General features: G+C 46.1%; 14 protein-coding genes. 1 reads left to right on the forward strand and 13 read right to left on the reverse strand.

The window, feature by feature from the left end:
• Positions 1 to 136: 136 nt before the first annotated feature.
• Positions 137 to 790 (forward strand): GntR family transcriptional regulator, encoded by a 654-nt coding sequence (locus MHH50_RS22715; protein WP_076279252.1) that lies wholly within the window; start codon positions 137 to 139, stop codon positions 788 to 790.
• Between the two features lie 103 nt (positions 791 to 893).
• On the opposite strand, the gene MHH50_RS22720 is transcribed toward MHH50_RS22715, so the two are convergent.
• The 13 genes from MHH50_RS22720 to MHH50_RS22780 all read right to left on the reverse strand — a co-directional run bounded on the left by MHH50_RS22720 (position 894) and on the right by MHH50_RS22780 (position 16,517).
• Positions 894 to 1,598, reverse strand: coding sequence for a glycosyltransferase family 2 protein (locus tag MHH50_RS22720; protein ID WP_076276787.1), 705 nt, complete (start codon positions 1,596 to 1,598; stop codon positions 894 to 896).
• 22 nt (positions 1,599 to 1,620) lie between these two features.
• A complete protein-coding gene (locus MHH50_RS22725) occupies positions 1,621 to 3,843 on the reverse strand; it encodes an MMPL family transporter (RefSeq protein WP_076279253.1) in 2,223 nt (740 codons plus the stop codon).
• Positions 3,844 to 4,006: 163 nt separating this feature from the next.
• A complete protein-coding gene (locus tag MHH50_RS22730; protein WP_340033433.1) occupies positions 4,007 to 4,660 on the reverse strand; it encodes a response regulator transcription factor in 654 nt (217 codons plus the stop codon).
• On the reverse strand, positions 4,657 to 5,853 hold the full coding sequence (locus MHH50_RS22735) for a sensor histidine kinase (RefSeq protein WP_340033434.1): 1,197 nt from the start codon (positions 5,851 to 5,853) through the stop codon (positions 4,657 to 4,659). Before MHH50_RS22735 ends, MHH50_RS22730 begins: the two co-directional genes overlap by 4 nt.
• Positions 5,854 to 6,083: 230 nt before the next feature.
• The gene (ascB, locus tag MHH50_RS22740) at positions 6,084 to 7,544 is read right to left on the reverse strand and encodes a 6-phospho-beta-glucosidase (protein ID WP_339188104.1); all 1,461 of its coding nucleotides are present in this window, start codon (positions 7,542 to 7,544) and stop codon (positions 6,084 to 6,086) included.
• Positions 7,545 to 7,562: 18 nt separating this feature from the next.
• Positions 7,563 to 8,861 (reverse strand): PTS transporter subunit EIIC, encoded by a 1,299-nt coding sequence (locus MHH50_RS22745; protein ID WP_076128887.1) that lies wholly within the window; start codon positions 8,859 to 8,861, stop codon positions 7,563 to 7,565.
• Between the two features lie 3 nt (positions 8,862 to 8,864).
• Positions 8,865 to 9,170, reverse strand: a complete 306-nt coding sequence (locus tag MHH50_RS22750; protein WP_036683292.1) for a PTS sugar transporter subunit IIB — start codon at positions 9,168 to 9,170, stop codon at positions 8,865 to 8,867.
• A 1-nt stretch (position 9,171) separates the two neighbouring features.
• Entirely contained in the window at positions 9,172 to 9,510 is a 339-nt protein-coding gene (locus tag MHH50_RS22755; protein WP_038572728.1) for a PTS lactose/cellobiose transporter subunit IIA, read from the reverse strand.
• Between the two features lie 29 nt (positions 9,511 to 9,539).
• On the reverse strand, positions 9,540 to 11,462 hold the full coding sequence (locus MHH50_RS22760; protein WP_076191835.1) for a BglG family transcription antiterminator: 1,923 nt from the start codon (positions 11,460 to 11,462) through the stop codon (positions 9,540 to 9,542).
• 327 nt (positions 11,463 to 11,789) lie between these two features.
• Positions 11,790 to 13,220, reverse strand: a complete 1,431-nt coding sequence (locus tag MHH50_RS22765; protein WP_340033435.1) for a YfcC family protein — start codon at positions 13,218 to 13,220, stop codon at positions 11,790 to 11,792.
• A gap of 2 nt (positions 13,221 to 13,222) precedes the next feature.
• On the reverse strand, positions 13,223 to 14,803 hold the full coding sequence (locus MHH50_RS22770) for an amidohydrolase family protein (RefSeq protein WP_340033437.1): 1,581 nt from the start codon (positions 14,801 to 14,803) through the stop codon (positions 13,223 to 13,225).
• 90 nt (positions 14,804 to 14,893) lie between these two features.
• On the reverse strand, positions 14,894 to 15,607 hold the full coding sequence (locus MHH50_RS22775; protein WP_340033438.1) for a GntR family transcriptional regulator: 714 nt from the start codon (positions 15,605 to 15,607) through the stop codon (positions 14,894 to 14,896).
• Positions 15,608 to 15,704: 97 nt separating this feature from the next.
• Positions 15,705 to 16,517, reverse strand: coding sequence for a fructoselysine 6-kinase (locus MHH50_RS22780; RefSeq protein WP_076276782.1), 813 nt, complete (start codon positions 16,515 to 16,517; stop codon positions 15,705 to 15,707).
• Between the last annotated feature and the right edge of the window lie 2 nt (positions 16,518 to 16,519).

Below are 16,519 nucleotides of genomic sequence, written 5' to 3' on the forward strand. Positions count from 1 at the left end.
ATCACAATTTGATCAGGAATTTTATCCTGAAATCAAGGAATATCCACCCTATTTTCATCCCAATGATTTTAATGAACGAACTTATCATGTATACTAGTACTGTATCTGTCATTAACAATTGAAAGCAGGAACAGAAATGTCAATTAAAGCTGAAATTCTAAACACACTGAAGCAAGAAATCCTCACGCTGGCGTTAAAGCCAGGCACCATTCTGAGTGAAACAGCCTTGTCTGAGCGGTTTCAGATTTCACGTACGCCGTTGCGTGATGTTCTCAAACAGCTTGCACTGGAATCTTATACCGATATCTATCCGAAAAAAGGTAATATTGTCTCCTTTATTGATCTTGAATCTGTTGAACAAATCACATACTTGCGTTGCACACTGGAAAAGGAGATCCTCAAGGATCTTTCTGCACAGCTTTTACTACCAGGAGTGCACGAGCTTAAAGAAATTCTTAAGAAACAGAAAGAGATCATCGGGCAGGAGAATGCTGTAGATTCTTTCCTTAATTTAGATGACGAGTTTCACCGGGCCTTGTACAGGCTTGCTGGACGTGAGTATCTGTGGACTCTGATCCAGCAGTCGAATGTGCATTATCTCAGGTACCGCAGACTGCACATGCTTAAGACCGACAAGCTGGAAGAAATCTGGAACGAACACCAATCCATTCTTGAGCTTATGGTGCAAAAAGAAACCGCCAAAATCGGCCCGCTAATCCACCACCATCTCCGGGAAGATATTCATTCACTGGATTTTCAGGAGAATTTCTCGGAATTTTTAAAGAAATAGTCAGCCATAAGACGGCTTACTGCCTTAAAACAAACAAAGAGACATCGTATGGAATTCTCCGTGATGTCTCTTGTTCAATTTACATAACGTTCTCTAAATCCAATTATCTCTTAATCCGATACAGAATGACTCTCTTTTTGAGCCAGCCAATCAATATGGCATCCATGAAACCCATACCGCCACGATTGATTTCCCCATATTTAGAGTTTCCGTGTTTCCTCGCTTGATGGGTTACCGTAACTTCAATAACTGAAAAGCCGTTCATCTTAGCCACCGTGGGCAAAAAGCGGTGCATTCCATTATATAAATAGAAACTGTCAGCTACCTCCCTTTTGAAGAGCTTCATAGGACAGCCTATATCATAAATTGAACCTCCAATAATCCAATTACGGATTTTTTTCGCGAAACCTGAAGAAACTTTCTTAAACCACGTATCTTTATGATCTGCCCATTTTCCATTTACAAAATCTCTTTTCTTGATGAAAGGCATTAATCTAAAGATGTTCCGTGGATCTGTCTGTAGCGCTGCATCCATAAGGGCGATCAGTTCGCCCTGGGAATTTTTCATCCCCGCCCAAATGGCTGCCGTTTGCCCGTAGTTTTTTTCAAAATGAATGACCTTTACCGCTTGATCCATCTGTGCGATTTCATTTAACAGCACGGCACTACGATCCCTACTTCCATCATTCACCAGTACGATTTCGTAATGCTCAATTCTCCCTCTTAATGCTTCAGTAATACTTAAGTAAAGATCGTATATATTTTCCTCTTCATTAAAAATAGGTACGACCACGGAAAGGTGAGTCATCGAGCAACACCTCACTATCCACTTATTTTAGGAGTTCAGTAGAGAGGTTGGTTTTAGGATCCCTCACTAGTCTTAATTGTTTTTTCTCAACCGCCTTCATCACTTCCTCACCTTCTACATCCAGGTTAGGAAGCAAGCGATCGAGCCACTTCGGCAAATACCACGCTGATTTTCCCAGCAAAGTCATTACACCGGGAACGATGAGCATCCGGACAACAAAAGCATCGAACAAAACCCCAAAGAGAAGTGCAAAGCTCATCACCCTGATGTTCGGATCTTCTGCCAGCATGAATCCCGTGAAAACAGAGATCATGATCAGTCCTGCAGCTGTAACTACCCCGCCGCTGTGATGAATACCGGCCAGAACGGACTTTTTGGCATCCCCACTTTTCTTAAATTCTTCCCGCATTCTACTGACGAGGAAAACTTCGTAGTCCATGGCAAGTCCGAACAAAATGCCGACGACCATGATTGGGAGAAAATTGAGTATGGGAGCTTGCCCATTAAAATGGAACACATTTTGCAAATGTCCATCCTGTATGACGAAGGTAATGAAACCTAATGTAGCCCCCAAAGAAAGAATAAATCCCAGGACCGCTTTGATGGGAACCAGGATGGACCGGAATACCATCACTAGAAGAACAAAAGCCAAGCCAACGATGATGATACAGAATTCAGGCAGCGCCTCGTTCAGCTTCTGAGAGATATCGATATTTACGGCTGTGCTCCCGGTTACTTTCAGTTTCACATGATTTTGACTCTCGATTTCTGCTGCTTGACTGCGAATTTGTTTAACCAGATCTACCGTTTTATTATCTGCAGGACCGGTAGCCGGAATCACATGAATCAAAGAAATCTTTCCGGAAGGACCAGGAACAGCAGGAGCAATCGTACCAATGTTAGGATAGGTTCTAAGTTGTTCCAGCGCCCCAGACAGATTGGCTGCAGCATCTTGTCCACCATCAGTTTCGGCTAGGATAACGAGCGGACTATGATACCCAACACCGTATGCCTCTGTCATCAGATCGTATGCCCGCCGCTCAGTTAATTCCGGCGATTTTTGCGCATCATCCATGGTGCCTGTCTCCATGTTGAAGAAAGGTATTGCAATAGTGCCCAGCAATGCTACACCAAGGATCACAGCCAACCATGGGCGCCCGGTAACAAAACTCCCCCATAAATTACCTCGAGTCTCGTTCTTTTTGTTGCGGGTTGAACCTTTGGATCTTTTTTTCGATTTGGCTTTGATCAAGCCTCCCATCGCTTCGAGGATAGCAGGAACCATAAAAATAGCGATGAGAACAGCCACGAAAATGCAAAGCGCAGCGGCTAAACCCATTGCGGTAAGAAAAGGAATACCAATCACCGACATTCCCGCAAGACCGATAATAACCGTTATGCCTGCAAAAACAACCGCACTCCCTGCCGTGCCGTTCGCAATCGCAATTGCTTCTTTTCTCTCATAACCTTCGGCAAGCTGTTGCCGATATCTTGAGATAATAAACAACGCGTAATCGATCCCCACTGCCAGACCAATCATGCTGGCCAGGGATAGAGCAAAAGAAGGGGTGTCGAAGAAATTCGAGCCGATGATGATCAACATCACGCCGGTACCAAGACCAATGACTGCCGTAAGAATCGGTAAGATCCCCGTCAGAACGGATCCAAAAGCAACGGTGAGAACAAGAAGCGCAATGAGCACCCCTATCCCTTCTGTAACGCCGCCGATCTCCATTTTCACATAACCAGAGCCAGTTAATTCAGCTTGTAAGCCGGCATCACGCAAAATACCTGCCACATCAAGCACACGTTCCTTTGATGTTTCTGTAACATCACTACCTGGAGTATTGTATGAGATGGTGGCATAGCCAATTTTGCCATCTGCACTTACCGAATGATTGTCATAAGGACTTACTACTGCTGTGACCGCCGGATCCTTAGCCACTTCCTCTAACTGTGCACCAATTAATTGCTTAGTTGTTTCTGAGGATAAGGTTTCATCCGTTAGTGATTTCATCACCAACTGAATTTTGCCGCTGTTATCCACCATGGAGGGAAATTCCTGATACATCTGTTCCATCGTTTTTATGGACTCCAGTCCAGGGATAGTAGTTCCCTCATGAAGCTTAGGCCCCATCGAAAGAGCTACGATTGCCGAGATCAGCAGGATGGCAATGCTTCCTAGAATGACTTTAATGCGGTTGCTCGCCGACCAGAACCCAAGCCGGTACAATAATTTGGCCATTTCAGTATCGTCTCCTCTATACTAATGTTTTTCTCTATGCCTTTATCTTATAGAAGAGAAGTCTTGCTAACATCGTCCAAAGGGGCGGACACGCTCTGCCCTTTCGGGCAGCCCATTAGTCCGCAAAAAAAACATGCGAAAGATTTCTTTCGCATGTTCAAAATTACATATGTAAAATCCCCCGTTCCAAAGCGGCCGCCACTGCCTGCGATCGCGAATCTACCCCTAGCTTGTTGTAAACATTCGTCAGATGAGCTTTTACAGTACGTTCTGAGATTCCCAAATCAAAGGCGATTTCTTTACTTTTGAAGCCCTGCGCTACACTTTGCAGAATTTGAGTTTCTTTATCAGATAACAAGGATACTTCTTTATGAATCGGAGCCGAAGCCTTCTGCTGCTCGCGAGCAGAAATCACTCTCTCCATGATTTCTGCTGAGAGCAAGGTTTCTCCTCTTATCGCCGATTCAATATTCCTGAACAAATTTTCCCGGTTCGTATCCTTTAATAAGTAACCTCTCGCACCCAAGGCCAGTCCATTAATCATTAATTCATCTTCGTTGTAAGTCGTCAAAATAATAACTGGAACGGAGTTGTTCTTCTCCCTCAATACCTTCATGGCTTCCAGTCCGCTCATGACCGGCATATTCAAATCCATCAGGATCACATCCGGTTGCACTTCATCTATAAGGGTTATAGCTTCCTGCCCGTTTACCGCTTCTCCAACAATTTGAAACTGTTCATCCGTCTCCAGGATCAGCTTCAAGCCTTCCCGAACAACAAAATGATCATCTACGATCAGAATTTTCACTTGCGTCATGTAGGGTCTCCCTCACTAAATGATGTCTCAACCTGAATGCTTGTTCCAGCCGAACTGCTGCGCACCTTCAATTCTCCTCCAATCAGCCTTACCCGCTCCTGAATCCCGAGTAAACCGTAGTGTCCGGCATCCTGGCCGATGGCGTCTGTGTTAAATCCCAAACCATTGTCTCTGATTTCTATAAAAAGCCGCTCATTTTGATCGGACAGGGTAATCCACACCTTGTCAGCCCGGGCATGACGGGCGATATTGGTCAGACCTTCTTTTATAATGTGTAAACTATGTTCCATCATTACTCTAGACAACCGTCTGGTAAGCTTAAAATCCATGGTTACAACGATACCTGTAGCTTCACCGAAATGCTGTGTTTCATAATCGACCGCTTCCCTAAAATCAATCTCTGAAGCTGATTTCGCCCGCAAATTGTCAATTGCTCTACGAGCTTCGGCTAAGGTTGTGCGAGCCTGCTTCATAGACTGTCTGACAATTTCTTGAGAACGCTCTGTGTTACCCTTGGTCATATGGGCATCCGCGGCTTCGAGCTGCATAATTAATCCAGCCACTCCCTGCGCCAACGTATCATGCAGATCCCGAGCCATTCGTTGGCGTTCATTGGCCAGTGTCAGCTCCTCTACCTTTTTATGGGCCTCTTTTAGATCATGCAAAAAATTCTGAATTCTGAGACGCTCGCGAACCTGTTGAAAAAACAATAATGTATACGCTAAAACGATCACAAGCATCAGAACAAATAATGGCATAAATACAATCAATTCATCGGTATCGCCCACGGTAAGCGATGAATCAAAAAACAAAATTATACTAATAAGGGCAACGAAGACGATTCTTTTTATCCGAAATGAAAAACCAAGGCTTTGGGCAATCAGGACCGGAAGCAATCCCATCAACACTGCTTGGTACCCCTGCGGCATCAAAATTGCACAAAGATAAATTAAAATTGCTTGTGCCGAAAAATAAAACCAAAATTGCTTATTAGTGATTCGATAGGAGTTCCAGTGCAGCAAAATATGGACCGTGAATAAGCCTGTAAATATCGAACTGGATAATATTTGAGGGTCCTTAAGAAACTGCAGCAACATAGTGCCAATATATACAATGGATACCCAGATCAAAAGCGGCAATCTGGACGCAAACAATTCATCGATGAACAATAGTCCGGCTTTTTTTTCTTTCACTTGGCTGACCCTCCTTCTCCTCTATTATAAAGATTTAACCTACATGTTGGTAATGTACGAAAGTACATGTACGTTTGGGCAATCGAGATCGCCTTGTCTTGTAATGCCTTTCCTAATAAAACTTCGTTATAAGAAGAAGCACACACGATCTCTATTCCCTATTAAAAAAACAAAAAAACCTTGATTTCTCAAGGTTTTCGTAAAAAATGAACAAGAACTATAACCCCGCACTAATAGCTTAAATCTGCACCGTTAGAGGTTATGACCTTTTTGTACCAGTAAAAGCTGTCCTTACGCAGACGCAGCAGCGTTCCATTGCCTGCATCATCCTGATCAACATAAATGAAGCCGTACCGCTTGCGCATCTCTGAGGTGGAAGCCGAGATCAGATCAATACAGCCCCAGCTGGTGTAGCCCATCAGCTCCACGCCATCGGCAATGGCTTCCGCCATCTGCTCAATATGCTGTGCCAGATACTCTATCCGGTATGGATCACGGATCGTGCCATCCAGTTCGAGCACATCTGCAGCACCCAGACCATTCTCTACTACGAACAAAGGAAGCTGGTAGCGGTCATGCATCTCCTTGAGCACAAACCGCAGCCCCTTTGGATCGATCTGCCAGCCCCAATCGGAAGTTTTCAGGAAGGGATTCTTCAGCCCCGAGGACAGGTTACCTTCCGTGGTGGCCGTGATATTCTCATCTACACTGACTACTGAGGACATGTAATAACTAAAGGAAAGAAAATCCACAAGATTGTCCCGCAGCAAAGCTTCGTCTCCCGGCAACATGGTTATTGTCACTCCATGCTGCTCCAAATGCCGGCGGATATAAGAAGGATAATAGCCTCTAACCTGAACATCGGAGCAGAACATTGCCATTTGGTTCTCAGCTTGTGCTTTCAGCACATCACCGGGATGACAGGAATATGGGTAGAGCAGCTTGCGGGCCAGCATGCAGCCGATCTGGAACTGCGGATTGATCTCCCGGCCCCGCTTAATCGCAAGCGCACTGGCTACGAACTGGTGATGCAAAGCCTGAAAAGCAACCTGCTTCTCATTTGACTTGCCATCCAGAATAATCCCTGCGCCCAGAAACGGCGCTTTGAGCGTACAGTTGATTTCGTTGAAAGTCAGCCAATACTTCACCTTATCCCGGTAACGGGTGAACACAGTCTCCGCATAACGGACGAACAGTTCAACCAGTTCTCTGGATTCCCAGCCGTTGTATTTGGTGACTAGGTGCACCGGCATTTCATAATGGGAAATGGTGACCAACGGCTCGATATTATATTTGCGCAACTCATCAAAAACATCGTCGTAGAAACGCAATCCTGCCTCGTTAGGTACCTGCTCATCGCCATTCGGATAAATACGTGGCCAGGAGATGGACATACGGAATACCTTAAAACCCATCTCAGCGAACAAGGCGATATCTTCTTTGTAGCGGTGGTAGAAATCAATCCCTCTGCGTTTGGGGTAATTCCCCTGATTATCATCCTGTATGGCCTCTTCTAGCTGTGGGCCGGACATGGACAATAGCTGTTCCAGGCTCTGCCGTTCCTTAGGAGGACAATATTTGACTACATCAGCAGTGGACAAACCCTTCCCGCCCTCATTATACGCGCCTTCGACCTGATTGGCGGCTACCGCACCGCCCCACAGGAAGTTTTCCGGAAATGGATAAGTCATCGGTTGAGCCTCCTTTTATTAATGGGTGGCAGCGGTTGCTGCCGCTTTAGCTTCAGCCTGCTGCTCTTGCTCCAGCGCTTCGGCATCGGCTTTTTTGAAGAATGGATAGTAGATCATGAAGCTTGCGCCAATCATAACCAGCTGAAACGCACTTACGCGCCAGCCCCCGTTCATCCAGCCATTGACCAGCACCGGAATGCCCAGCGGTACCTGAATCCCGTGCAACACAGGAAGGATACCCAGCGTCGTCAGAAGAATCGCCAGACCACTACTCACCAGCGGAGTCAGGATAAACGGAATCATAAACCGAACATTCAGCACCAATGGCATCCCGAAAATCACCGGCTCATTGACACCGATCAGACTTGGGATAATTGCCAGTTTACCAAGTGTCTTATAACGTGTAGATTTGGCGAACAACATCGCAATAATGAGACCTAACGTTGCCCCTGCACCACCGATCAGTACATAAACCGGGAAGAACGGCGAACCAATGATATGCGTACCTTCCACACCTCTTTGGTAAGCGTCCAGATTCTCAAGTCCCAAAGCCACCCAAATCGGGCCGACAACGGAATAGACTACCAAGGTGCCGTGAACTCCAAAGAACCACAGCAGGTGAATTACGAAGATGCAGATCAGCATCGCCCACCAGGTACCCCCCAGACTAGTCAGTGGCAGTTGGATGATCGAGAAGACAAACTCGTGCATATTGCCATATTTCGTTGCGGCGAAAATCGCCGTCAGCACCAGCATCAGAACCGCTACGATAAAACCAGGCGTAAGCGCGGCAAAAGATTTCTCAACCGTGGGCGGAACACCCTTCGGCATTTTGATATAGAATTTCTTTTCCAATACAAAGGTATAGATCTTACCTACCAGCAGTGCCAGGATGATTGCCACGAACAATCCTTTGGCGCCCAACCAGGAGTAACCAAATGCTTTGGTCACACCGTCATCCAGCAGTCCTTTTGGTGTAACTAGCAAGAAACTCATCAGCGCCAAAATCCCTGCCGAAAAGCCTTGCTGCTTATGTTGGGTAGCGAAATTGTAAGCGATGGAGAACACCGCGTAGAGTGCGATCAAATCGGTGGTTACAGTTGCCGGAATCGAAGTATAAGTTTTGAGTCCAGTGCTTTCCAGGAAATTCTGATAAGGATCAAGCTTGAGTGCATTAATCAGGGAAAAAATAGCGCCCAGAATCAAAATTGGCATCAAGGCCATCAGACCGTTGGAAATAGCGCTGATATAGGTATTTTTTTGGATTTTCGTGCTGACTTTCTGGATCTTGGCTCTCCATTCTGCGCCGCCTGCCATGACTTAAGCCCCCTTCTCCATCAGTTCAAGTGCTGTAGCCAGCACCTTGTCCCCATCCATCATGCCATAGTCCATCATATCGATCGTAGTTACTGGAATGTTCGGATATTCTGCGGCCAGATCGCCTTCGGCATGTCCCATTTGTGGTCCAAGCATAATGATGTCAAAAGGCTTTTGATCGGCGATGTCACTCTCCGCCACCGCATCAATAACCACTTCAACCCCTTGTGTCCGTGCCGATTCTTTCATCCGTTCCACCAGCATACTTGTCGAGAATCCGCCTGCACAGGCGAGCAATATTTTTTTCATCTTAGTTCACCGATCCTTTCAATTCTAGTTCGAGCGCTTTGCGTTCTTTGATTTCTTCGATCAGTTCCACAGCCAGTTCTCTAACCGTCAGGGCATTCATCAAATGATCCTGCGCGTGAATCATCAGCAGCGTAATTTCTGTCTTTTCGCCCCGGCCTTCAGCCTGGATCAGCCCCGTTTGTACTTTATGTGCTTTGGTCAAGCTGGTCTTGGCGTTCTTAATCATCTCGCCCGCTTCTTCCAGGTTTCCGGCGCGCGCGGTTCTTACCGCTTTTAAGCTAAGGCTTCTTGCCTCTCCGCTGCTGGCAATAATCTGCATAATCGTTTGTTCATAATCCATGGGTTCTCCACTCCGTATCGTCATTTTATTTATAGTAGGTTCTCTATCTCATTCATAAATTGCTCATAACTATTCGTGTTTAGCAGCCGATTGCGACTGTCTTCCTTCTCCATTAGAACCAGTAGCAGCTTGCTGATCTCTTTGTGCAGGAACAACTGCCCCGGACCCAGATTGATCAGAAAAATCAACTGGACCGGCTTCCCCTCATAGATCAGCGGTTTCTTCAACACGGTTACACTGATACAGTCGCGGATCGCGCTCATCCGCATCGGATGCGGGCCGGCCACCCCATTTTTGTAAATGGTGGTGAATTTCTGCTCTCTGAGCAGCACTTGTTCGGGAAAATCGTCAGCTGCATAATGATTGCCCACGATCTCCCGGCAGCGCTGCTTTAACAGCTCCATGTAATCTTCGTCCGAACCAGACAGATGAAACAGCTCCCTGCGGAACAAATCCTTGAAATCCATCAGCTTGTAGGACGGTTCTGTGCGATTAATCTGCAAAGACAATATTTCTTTGATCCGCTGAATCTCTTGATCATCCAGCAGCTGTTTGATATGGATCACCGGTTTTTCCTTAATCTCTGTTGCCAGCGGTACAGTAGAGAGAATCAGATCCACAGGCTTGCTGCTGATCTCCTCCACCTCCGTGATGGAGGCTGTGATCACCGACGCTTTGGGGAATACCGCTTCCAGCTTCAGCCGGATTAACTGGGCACTGCCCCCTCCTGTCGAGCAGATCACGGCAATCCGCTTGAACTTCTCCAGATTGCGCTGCTGCATCCGTTCCAGATGGGTGGCAAAATGCAACGCGACATACCCTGCCTCATCGCGCGACATCCGAAACCCGTACTGCTCCTCTACAATCTCAGCGAAGCGGAAGGAAATGACGAACACATTGGCATACTGGCTGTAAACATCCTCCACCAATGGGTTGCCGAGCTGAAGATTGTAATACAACCGGTTCAGCAGCGGGAACATATGCAATAGCAGTGCTTCGCGCAGCTCTTGATCTTGAGTGAATCCAGTAAGGAACTCGCGGTCCAAGCGCTCCAGAATAGCCGTGATTCCCTCCCGCAGATGCGATTTGGTCTCTTCCGACATCCGTTCCATAATGGTCTTGCCAGAAATGTGCAGCGCCAAATAATCAATCTCATCCGCCGGAAGCTTAATCTGGTATTGAGAGGAGATGAAATCTGCAATACTCCCGGCAATATCCTGATACAGCGGCTCAGGTGTTCCCTGCAAGGCTTGTCCAGCCACAATGAAATTGTGCTTGGAAACTCTGTAAAGAAGAATGAACAGATGGGTCAAGATATTATCCAGAAACACATCCGAGATCTTCAGTTCTTTTTCCTTGAGGATTTGCAGTAGAAATCCCTTAAGCTGCTCAGCATCGAAGTCCTGACTAAAAGCATGAAAATCCTCCGTATGCTGCAGCGTATGACCCGATTGCAAGATAAAGTAAGAAAAGGCTTTACGGAAGTCTTGCTCTTCCCCCTCGATTTTCATGCCATAATGAGCCCGGCGTTTCAAGCTAAGCCGGAAAGCGGCAAGTCGCTGCTCTACTTCCTTCAGATCGGAAATAATAGTAGAACGGCTAACGCCGATTTCTTCCGCCATGTTATCCATAGACTGATAGCTATCGTTCTGCAAGAGATAGAATAGTAAATACTGCTGGCGTGATTGCTTATTATCGAGATCCACCTGATCCAGCTGCAGCATTCCTTTTTCCTGGTAGCTACTGAATTTGGCTTCATCGCCAATCTCCAGTAGATAACCCTGGCCGCGGATCATACGGATACCGAAACCATTCGCCTCTCCTGTTTTGTCGAGTGCACGGATCACGTCACGGAGAGTCCGTTCGGACAACCCCACTTCGGCAATCAGCTCACTCATGCGCACAGGACTCTTGCGGGTATATAAAATATTAACAATCGTATATTCTCTCACCTTAAATTCCCTCATTTGTGATACTAGTATCGGATGAAGCACTCAGCTGGTTATGAATACATCATACGTGGAAGCGTTATCTTCTGAACAGTTTGTATTCTGCTGTTTGGAACGGCAGAAACTGACGGATAGGTAAATAACGGATTAAATTCTTAGCATACATTATTTGTGGCCACAAATCAGGAGGAAATATACAACAAAGAGGAGAGTGTGATGTGAGGGTAATAGGATCAATATGTAGAGTCAAAAATCCCAAGGTCAGTATGACCTTGGGATTTTGATTATCTTCTGCGGGAAATCCCGCATGGCTTTGCAATATGTTATCCACTACATGCCCACAGCTGAGGAAACTGCAGCAAAGATTGCCGCCACCAGCCAAAGAATCGGAAACAGCTTGAGTATTACCTTTAACCATTGTCCAAAATTGATCCGGGCGATGGCCAAACCTGCCAGCAGCACACCGCCTGTTGGCGAAATGAGATTCGTTAATCCATTTCCAAATTGGTATGCGGTTACTACCGCTTCGCGATTAACACCCACAAGATCGCCTAATGGTGCAAGCACAGGCATCGTCAAGGCCGCCTCTCCGGATGAAGAAGGAACCAAGAACGTAATAATATTATGCACGACCAGCATGATGGTGGTGAACAAGTAATTCGGCAAACCCTTAAGCATAGTAGCCAGGCCATTCAAAATGGTATCGATAATCATCCCGTTCTCTGCAACGACGAGGATCCCCCGGGCCAAACCGATGATCACAGCAGCGTAGATAAATTCTCCGCAACCTTTAACAAAATTCTCGGCAATTTCCTTTTGACTCATCCTGGTTACAATCCCCGAAAAAATACCAAGTGCAAAGAAAAGCGCTCCGATCTCGGTCATATACCAGCCTTTGCTCAGTATTCCCCAGACAATAAGCCCCAAAGTAAAGATGAAGCCGCCAATAATTAATTTATCCCGATTCGAGAAACTTACTTCTATCCCATCGTTCTCCTTGATGAAGTGTTGGCGGTTTAGAATATCATTTTGGAATACCGCTGATTTCTCCGGATTCTTCTTCACCCGTTGCGCATACCACATCGTAAAACCGATCGATATCGCAGTAAAAACAACCCATTCAATAAATCTCAGCCATAGCTGTGGATTTCCCTGCACCCCTGCTACGCCTTGCGCAATCAATACAGAGAAAGGATTAACGGTTGATCCGACATAGCCGATCTGTGTTCCGAGAAATAAAATTAGAATCGCCGTCATGGAGTCAAAGCCCAAAGCAAACATTAAGGGTATAAAAATGGCATAAAGCGGAATAATTTCTTCACTCATCCCAAAGGTGGAACCCCCCAGGCTGAAAATCACCATGGCTATCGGAATCAGTAATATCCCTTTACTTTTGAGTCTTCCGGCTAAAGCCATCAGTGCCCGGTCAATCGCCCCAGTCTGTAGAATAACTCCAAAAGCTCCCCCTACAATCAGGACGAAGGCGACGACATCAGCAGCATTGATGATTCCTTCTAACGGCGCACTGGCAATTTGGGCAAATCCTTGTCGCAAATCCCCTTGCTCACTGATTTTGGGAACGGTATGATAGGTTCCCGGGATGATGGCTGTTCTGGAGGAACCATCCACCAGAACTTCCTGGCGGTCAAATTGGCCGCTCGGGACAATCCAGGTTAATCCGGCAATAGCCACGATAATCAGAAAAATCAATGTATAACTATGAGGAAGGGACCATTTTATTTTACGTTTAACCGTTTCCATTTCTACCCCTCGTTCCTGGCAGCATCATAGGTGATTTGACCGGCAGTAATTGTTAAAATCACACGTGCATCTCTAATCTCGGTTGCAGCTGTATCCAGAAGATTACGGTCAAATACAGCGATATCAGCAGCTTTTCCAACTTCCAAGGTTCCTGTACTTTCCATACCGCAATGTCTGGCCCCGTTTATCGTCCAGGCCTTTAAGACTTCTAATGCCGGCATCCCCTGCTCGAAATTCCAGCCTCCCGGAGGGGATCCATCAGGGAACAGCCGAAAAGAAGCCGCATAGAGCGAATCAGGAACACTGGTAAGGAAAAGCGGCAAATCTGTACCCATCGTAATCGGAACATTGGCCTCAAGCATGGACTTGTAATTATAAAACCGGCTTTCATTTTCTTTTCCGGCCACAGCAGCCATATAAGCATCCTCATAAGAAGGATTCAAGAGCAAGATCTGGGCATATACCTCGGCAAAAATCCCATTCTCCCCCATCCTCTGAATGTCATCGGGATGTGGATATTCCAAATCGCTGATTGAATGCCTAATCCGCTGTGCTCCCCGGTTACGATTGCAATCTTCGATCATGTCTACTGCCTTACGAATTGCCGCATCCCCCTCAGCTGTTAGACAACATTTCATTCCATGGCTGTCTGCTGCCCGAAATGCCTCTTCAATAGCTTCGTAATCAACTGACTGCAAGTTTGTAACACCTGGCATATCCGCATAAGGCTCCAGCATATCTCCCGTATGATCAGCTACCACACCATCCAACATCAGCTTATATCCCTGAAACCGAAGAAATTCTCCTTGATAACGCCCTTTGTACTGCAAACCCGTGGAAATATCAATCGGCTGCAATACAGGTTCAAGCGCAAAATGGACCCGCAACGGCAGCTCTCCCGCTGCTTCCAGCTCTTCAAGAACCGGCAGCAAACCGCTATGCCTGTCAAAACCTATATCTTTTATCGAAGTGACACCCCGCTTAGCAAGCATTCGGGCAAAGTCCAAAAACTCTTGTCTGACTAATTCCTGATCCTGCATCATGTCATGAAGGAGACGGGCGCGTGATTCCGCGCTGCATTGGTTAGGGAGAAACTGATACTTATCCTGGGCAAGCTTGTTCATCCAACAATAGCTTTTCATCAAATTAATGGCGATTACAGCCCTTTCAGTAAAAGCTTCGTCTAATAAGCTTTGCCCCGGAAGCGCGCCCCAACACTCTTCACTCCACCCGTAAGCGTATACATTTTGCTTTAAGGGTGTTTTTTCTGCCTCTTGTTTTAGCAACTCTAAAGCCTCTTGGATTGTAGCGACATTCGTCAGATTCACTCCACGGTGCATGGACATGTAACCGGTAAAAAAGACATGGTTATCATGTACACCAGGCATAATGAACGCATCCTTCAGATGATGAACAAATGTTGCCGGTCCTATCCATTCCTCTGCTTCTGCCGGGTGACCAACCGCGACGATACGCTCCCCTTGCAGGGCAATAAATGCTGGTGAAACGCCATCTTCTATTCCTGTAAATACTGCATTAGACAATAGTACCCGATCTGCAAAACCATGTTTAACTGCTTCCATGATTTCAACGCCTTTCTGCCGATTAATAATACGACTTATAACGTTATATCGAAGCTTCTGCTTCCCGCTTACCGCAAGAAGCAGAATGAATTATAAAGTAAATTGATAACGGTCACCGATAATGTACTGCTTGCCTACATGAACCGGCTGACTGTCCTGATCATAAATAATAGTGTTCATATAGAATAAAGGGTCACCAATGGGAATCTCCAGTAACTTCGCTTGCTGTTCATCAGCCAAGGTGATTTGCAATATTGATTCGCCTGGCTGATTGGGATCAATATGATAGCGGTTCCGCAGCAGCTCATATACCGATCCTTCAAGCTGTTCATCCATTAAGAAAGAAAAACGGTCATACGGATAATAGTTATTTTCCAGCATTAGGGGTCTCTCCCCGGCATATCTTTTACGTTGAATATATAACACCGGTTCCCCCTGCTGTATTTGCAGCCGCTCCGCGGTTTCCTGATCAGCTTTAAGCTTAATTCTCTCTGTAACGATGCTGTGCGATGAAACTCCATTGGCTTTGCAGGCCGCCGTAAAACTGATGATATGCTCAATTTTGCGGCCGATCTTTTGTGCATTGACAAAAGTGCCCTTGCCCTGGCGTTTCGTCAGATATCCCTCATTCACCAATTCCTCTATAGCTTTTCTAACAGTAATTCGGCTAACATTATAGGTTTCACTAAGCTCAATTTCAGTAGGAATTTTATCTCCTGAATTAAAGGTACCGTTCGCAATGGCGGATTGGACCGCTTTTTTCAATTGAATATATAATGGCTCTGCCTGCTCTGAATTTAACATGATTTACCCTCACTTGTTATATAACGTTATATTACTCTATTGTTAGAGTAACAAACGATCCTCTTTTTCACAAGCAAAGATAAGTACGCATCCGTTGTTAATAAGAAGCCCCGAATCCAAAGGAACCTTCCACCATACAGCTCTTGGCCGCTAATCTGGAGCCTTCCCGCATAGCAGCTTGAATATCACCATCCTTAATCATACTCATTAAAAAGGCAGTAATATAAGAGTCGCCTGCTCCCATCGTATCAACAGCCTCAATAAGCTCCGGGGTCTGATAATAAAAGCTTGTTCCATCATAGGCTATGGATCTGTCTCCCCCGCGTGTTGCCACCAATACTTGGCCTTCTCTTCTGCGTTTAGTCTCAATAAAATTCTGCGTCTCTTCATCCGTCATATGGCTGCAGGAAAAGAAAGCAAAATCCGCATTGCCAATATACCGTTCTACCTGCACATCCTCGAAGTCATCGGAGAAATCAAAAGAGAGGGGAATCCCCAGTTCATTCAGCTCCGCCAGCAAATGTCCGGTGTGACTATAAAGCCCTGTATGGATGATATCAAACCCGCGGATATATTCTCTGTCAGCTTCACTCAACGCTATTGGATTCAGTCTGGTAACCCCGCCTTCGTTGCTGCCCAGAAATACCCGTTCCCCATTCTCTAAGGTTACCCGTGCACATCCGTTCTCTCCGCTATGATGTCTGCAATGTGAGATATCGATTTCCAGCTGCTGCAGCGTATTTTCCACAAGACGTGCCTCGTCATCATCGCCGAAAACACCGAGGAAAGCCGCGTCAGCTCCTTCACCTTTGGCGAAAACACTAAAGTTGAGCGCATTGCCGCCGGGATACATCGTACGCTGATGAACATACTTGTCTACCACATTATCGCCAATACCTAGAACTTTCATGG

Origin of the sequence: Paenibacillus sp. FSL H3-0302 (assembly GCF_037982245.1) — a bacterium.
Classification (GTDB): Bacteria; Bacillota; Bacilli; order Paenibacillales; family Paenibacillaceae; genus Paenibacillus_AQ; species Paenibacillus_AQ odorifer.

Excerpts from the sequence above, each read along its gene's own strand:
- MHH50_RS22715 (WP_076279252.1), top strand. The coding sequence starts at position 137 with ATGTCAATTAAAGCTGAAATTCTAAACACACTGAAGCAAGAAATCCTC.
- MHH50_RS22720 (WP_076276787.1), bottom strand. The coding sequence starts at position 1,598 with ATGACTCACCTTTCCGTGGTCGTACCTATTTTTAATGAAGAGGAAAAT.
- MHH50_RS22725 (WP_076279253.1), bottom strand. The coding sequence starts at position 3,843 with ATGGCCAAATTATTGTACCGGCTTGGGTTCTGGTCGGCGAGCAACCGC.
- MHH50_RS22730 (WP_340033433.1), bottom strand. The coding sequence starts at position 4,660 with ATGACGCAAGTGAAAATTCTGATCGTAGATGATCATTTTGTTGTTCGG.
- ascB (WP_339188104.1), bottom strand. The coding sequence starts at position 7,544 with ATGACTTATCCATTTCCGGAAAACTTCCTGTGGGGCGGTGCGGTAGCC.
- MHH50_RS22745 (WP_076128887.1), bottom strand. The coding sequence starts at position 8,861 with ATGGCAGGCGGCGCAGAATGGAGAGCCAAGATCCAGAAAGTCAGCACG.
- MHH50_RS22750 (WP_036683292.1), bottom strand. The coding sequence starts at position 9,170 with ATGAAAAAAATATTGCTCGCCTGTGCAGGCGGATTCTCGACAAGTATG.
- MHH50_RS22755 (WP_038572728.1), bottom strand. The coding sequence starts at position 9,510 with ATGGATTATGAACAAACGATTATGCAGATTATTGCCAGCAGCGGAGAG.
- MHH50_RS22765 (WP_340033435.1), bottom strand. The coding sequence starts at position 13,220 with ATGGAAACGGTTAAACGTAAAATAAAATGGTCCCTTCCTCATAGTTAT.
- MHH50_RS22770 (WP_340033437.1), bottom strand. The coding sequence starts at position 14,803 with ATGGAAGCAGTTAAACATGGTTTTGCAGATCGGGTACTATTGTCTAAT.
- MHH50_RS22775 (WP_340033438.1), bottom strand. The coding sequence starts at position 15,607 with ATGTTAAATTCAGAGCAGGCAGAGCCATTATATATTCAATTGAAAAAA.
- MHH50_RS22780 (WP_076276782.1), bottom strand. The coding sequence starts at position 16,517 with ATGAAAGTTCTAGGTATTGGCGATAATGTGGTAGACAAGTATGTTCAT.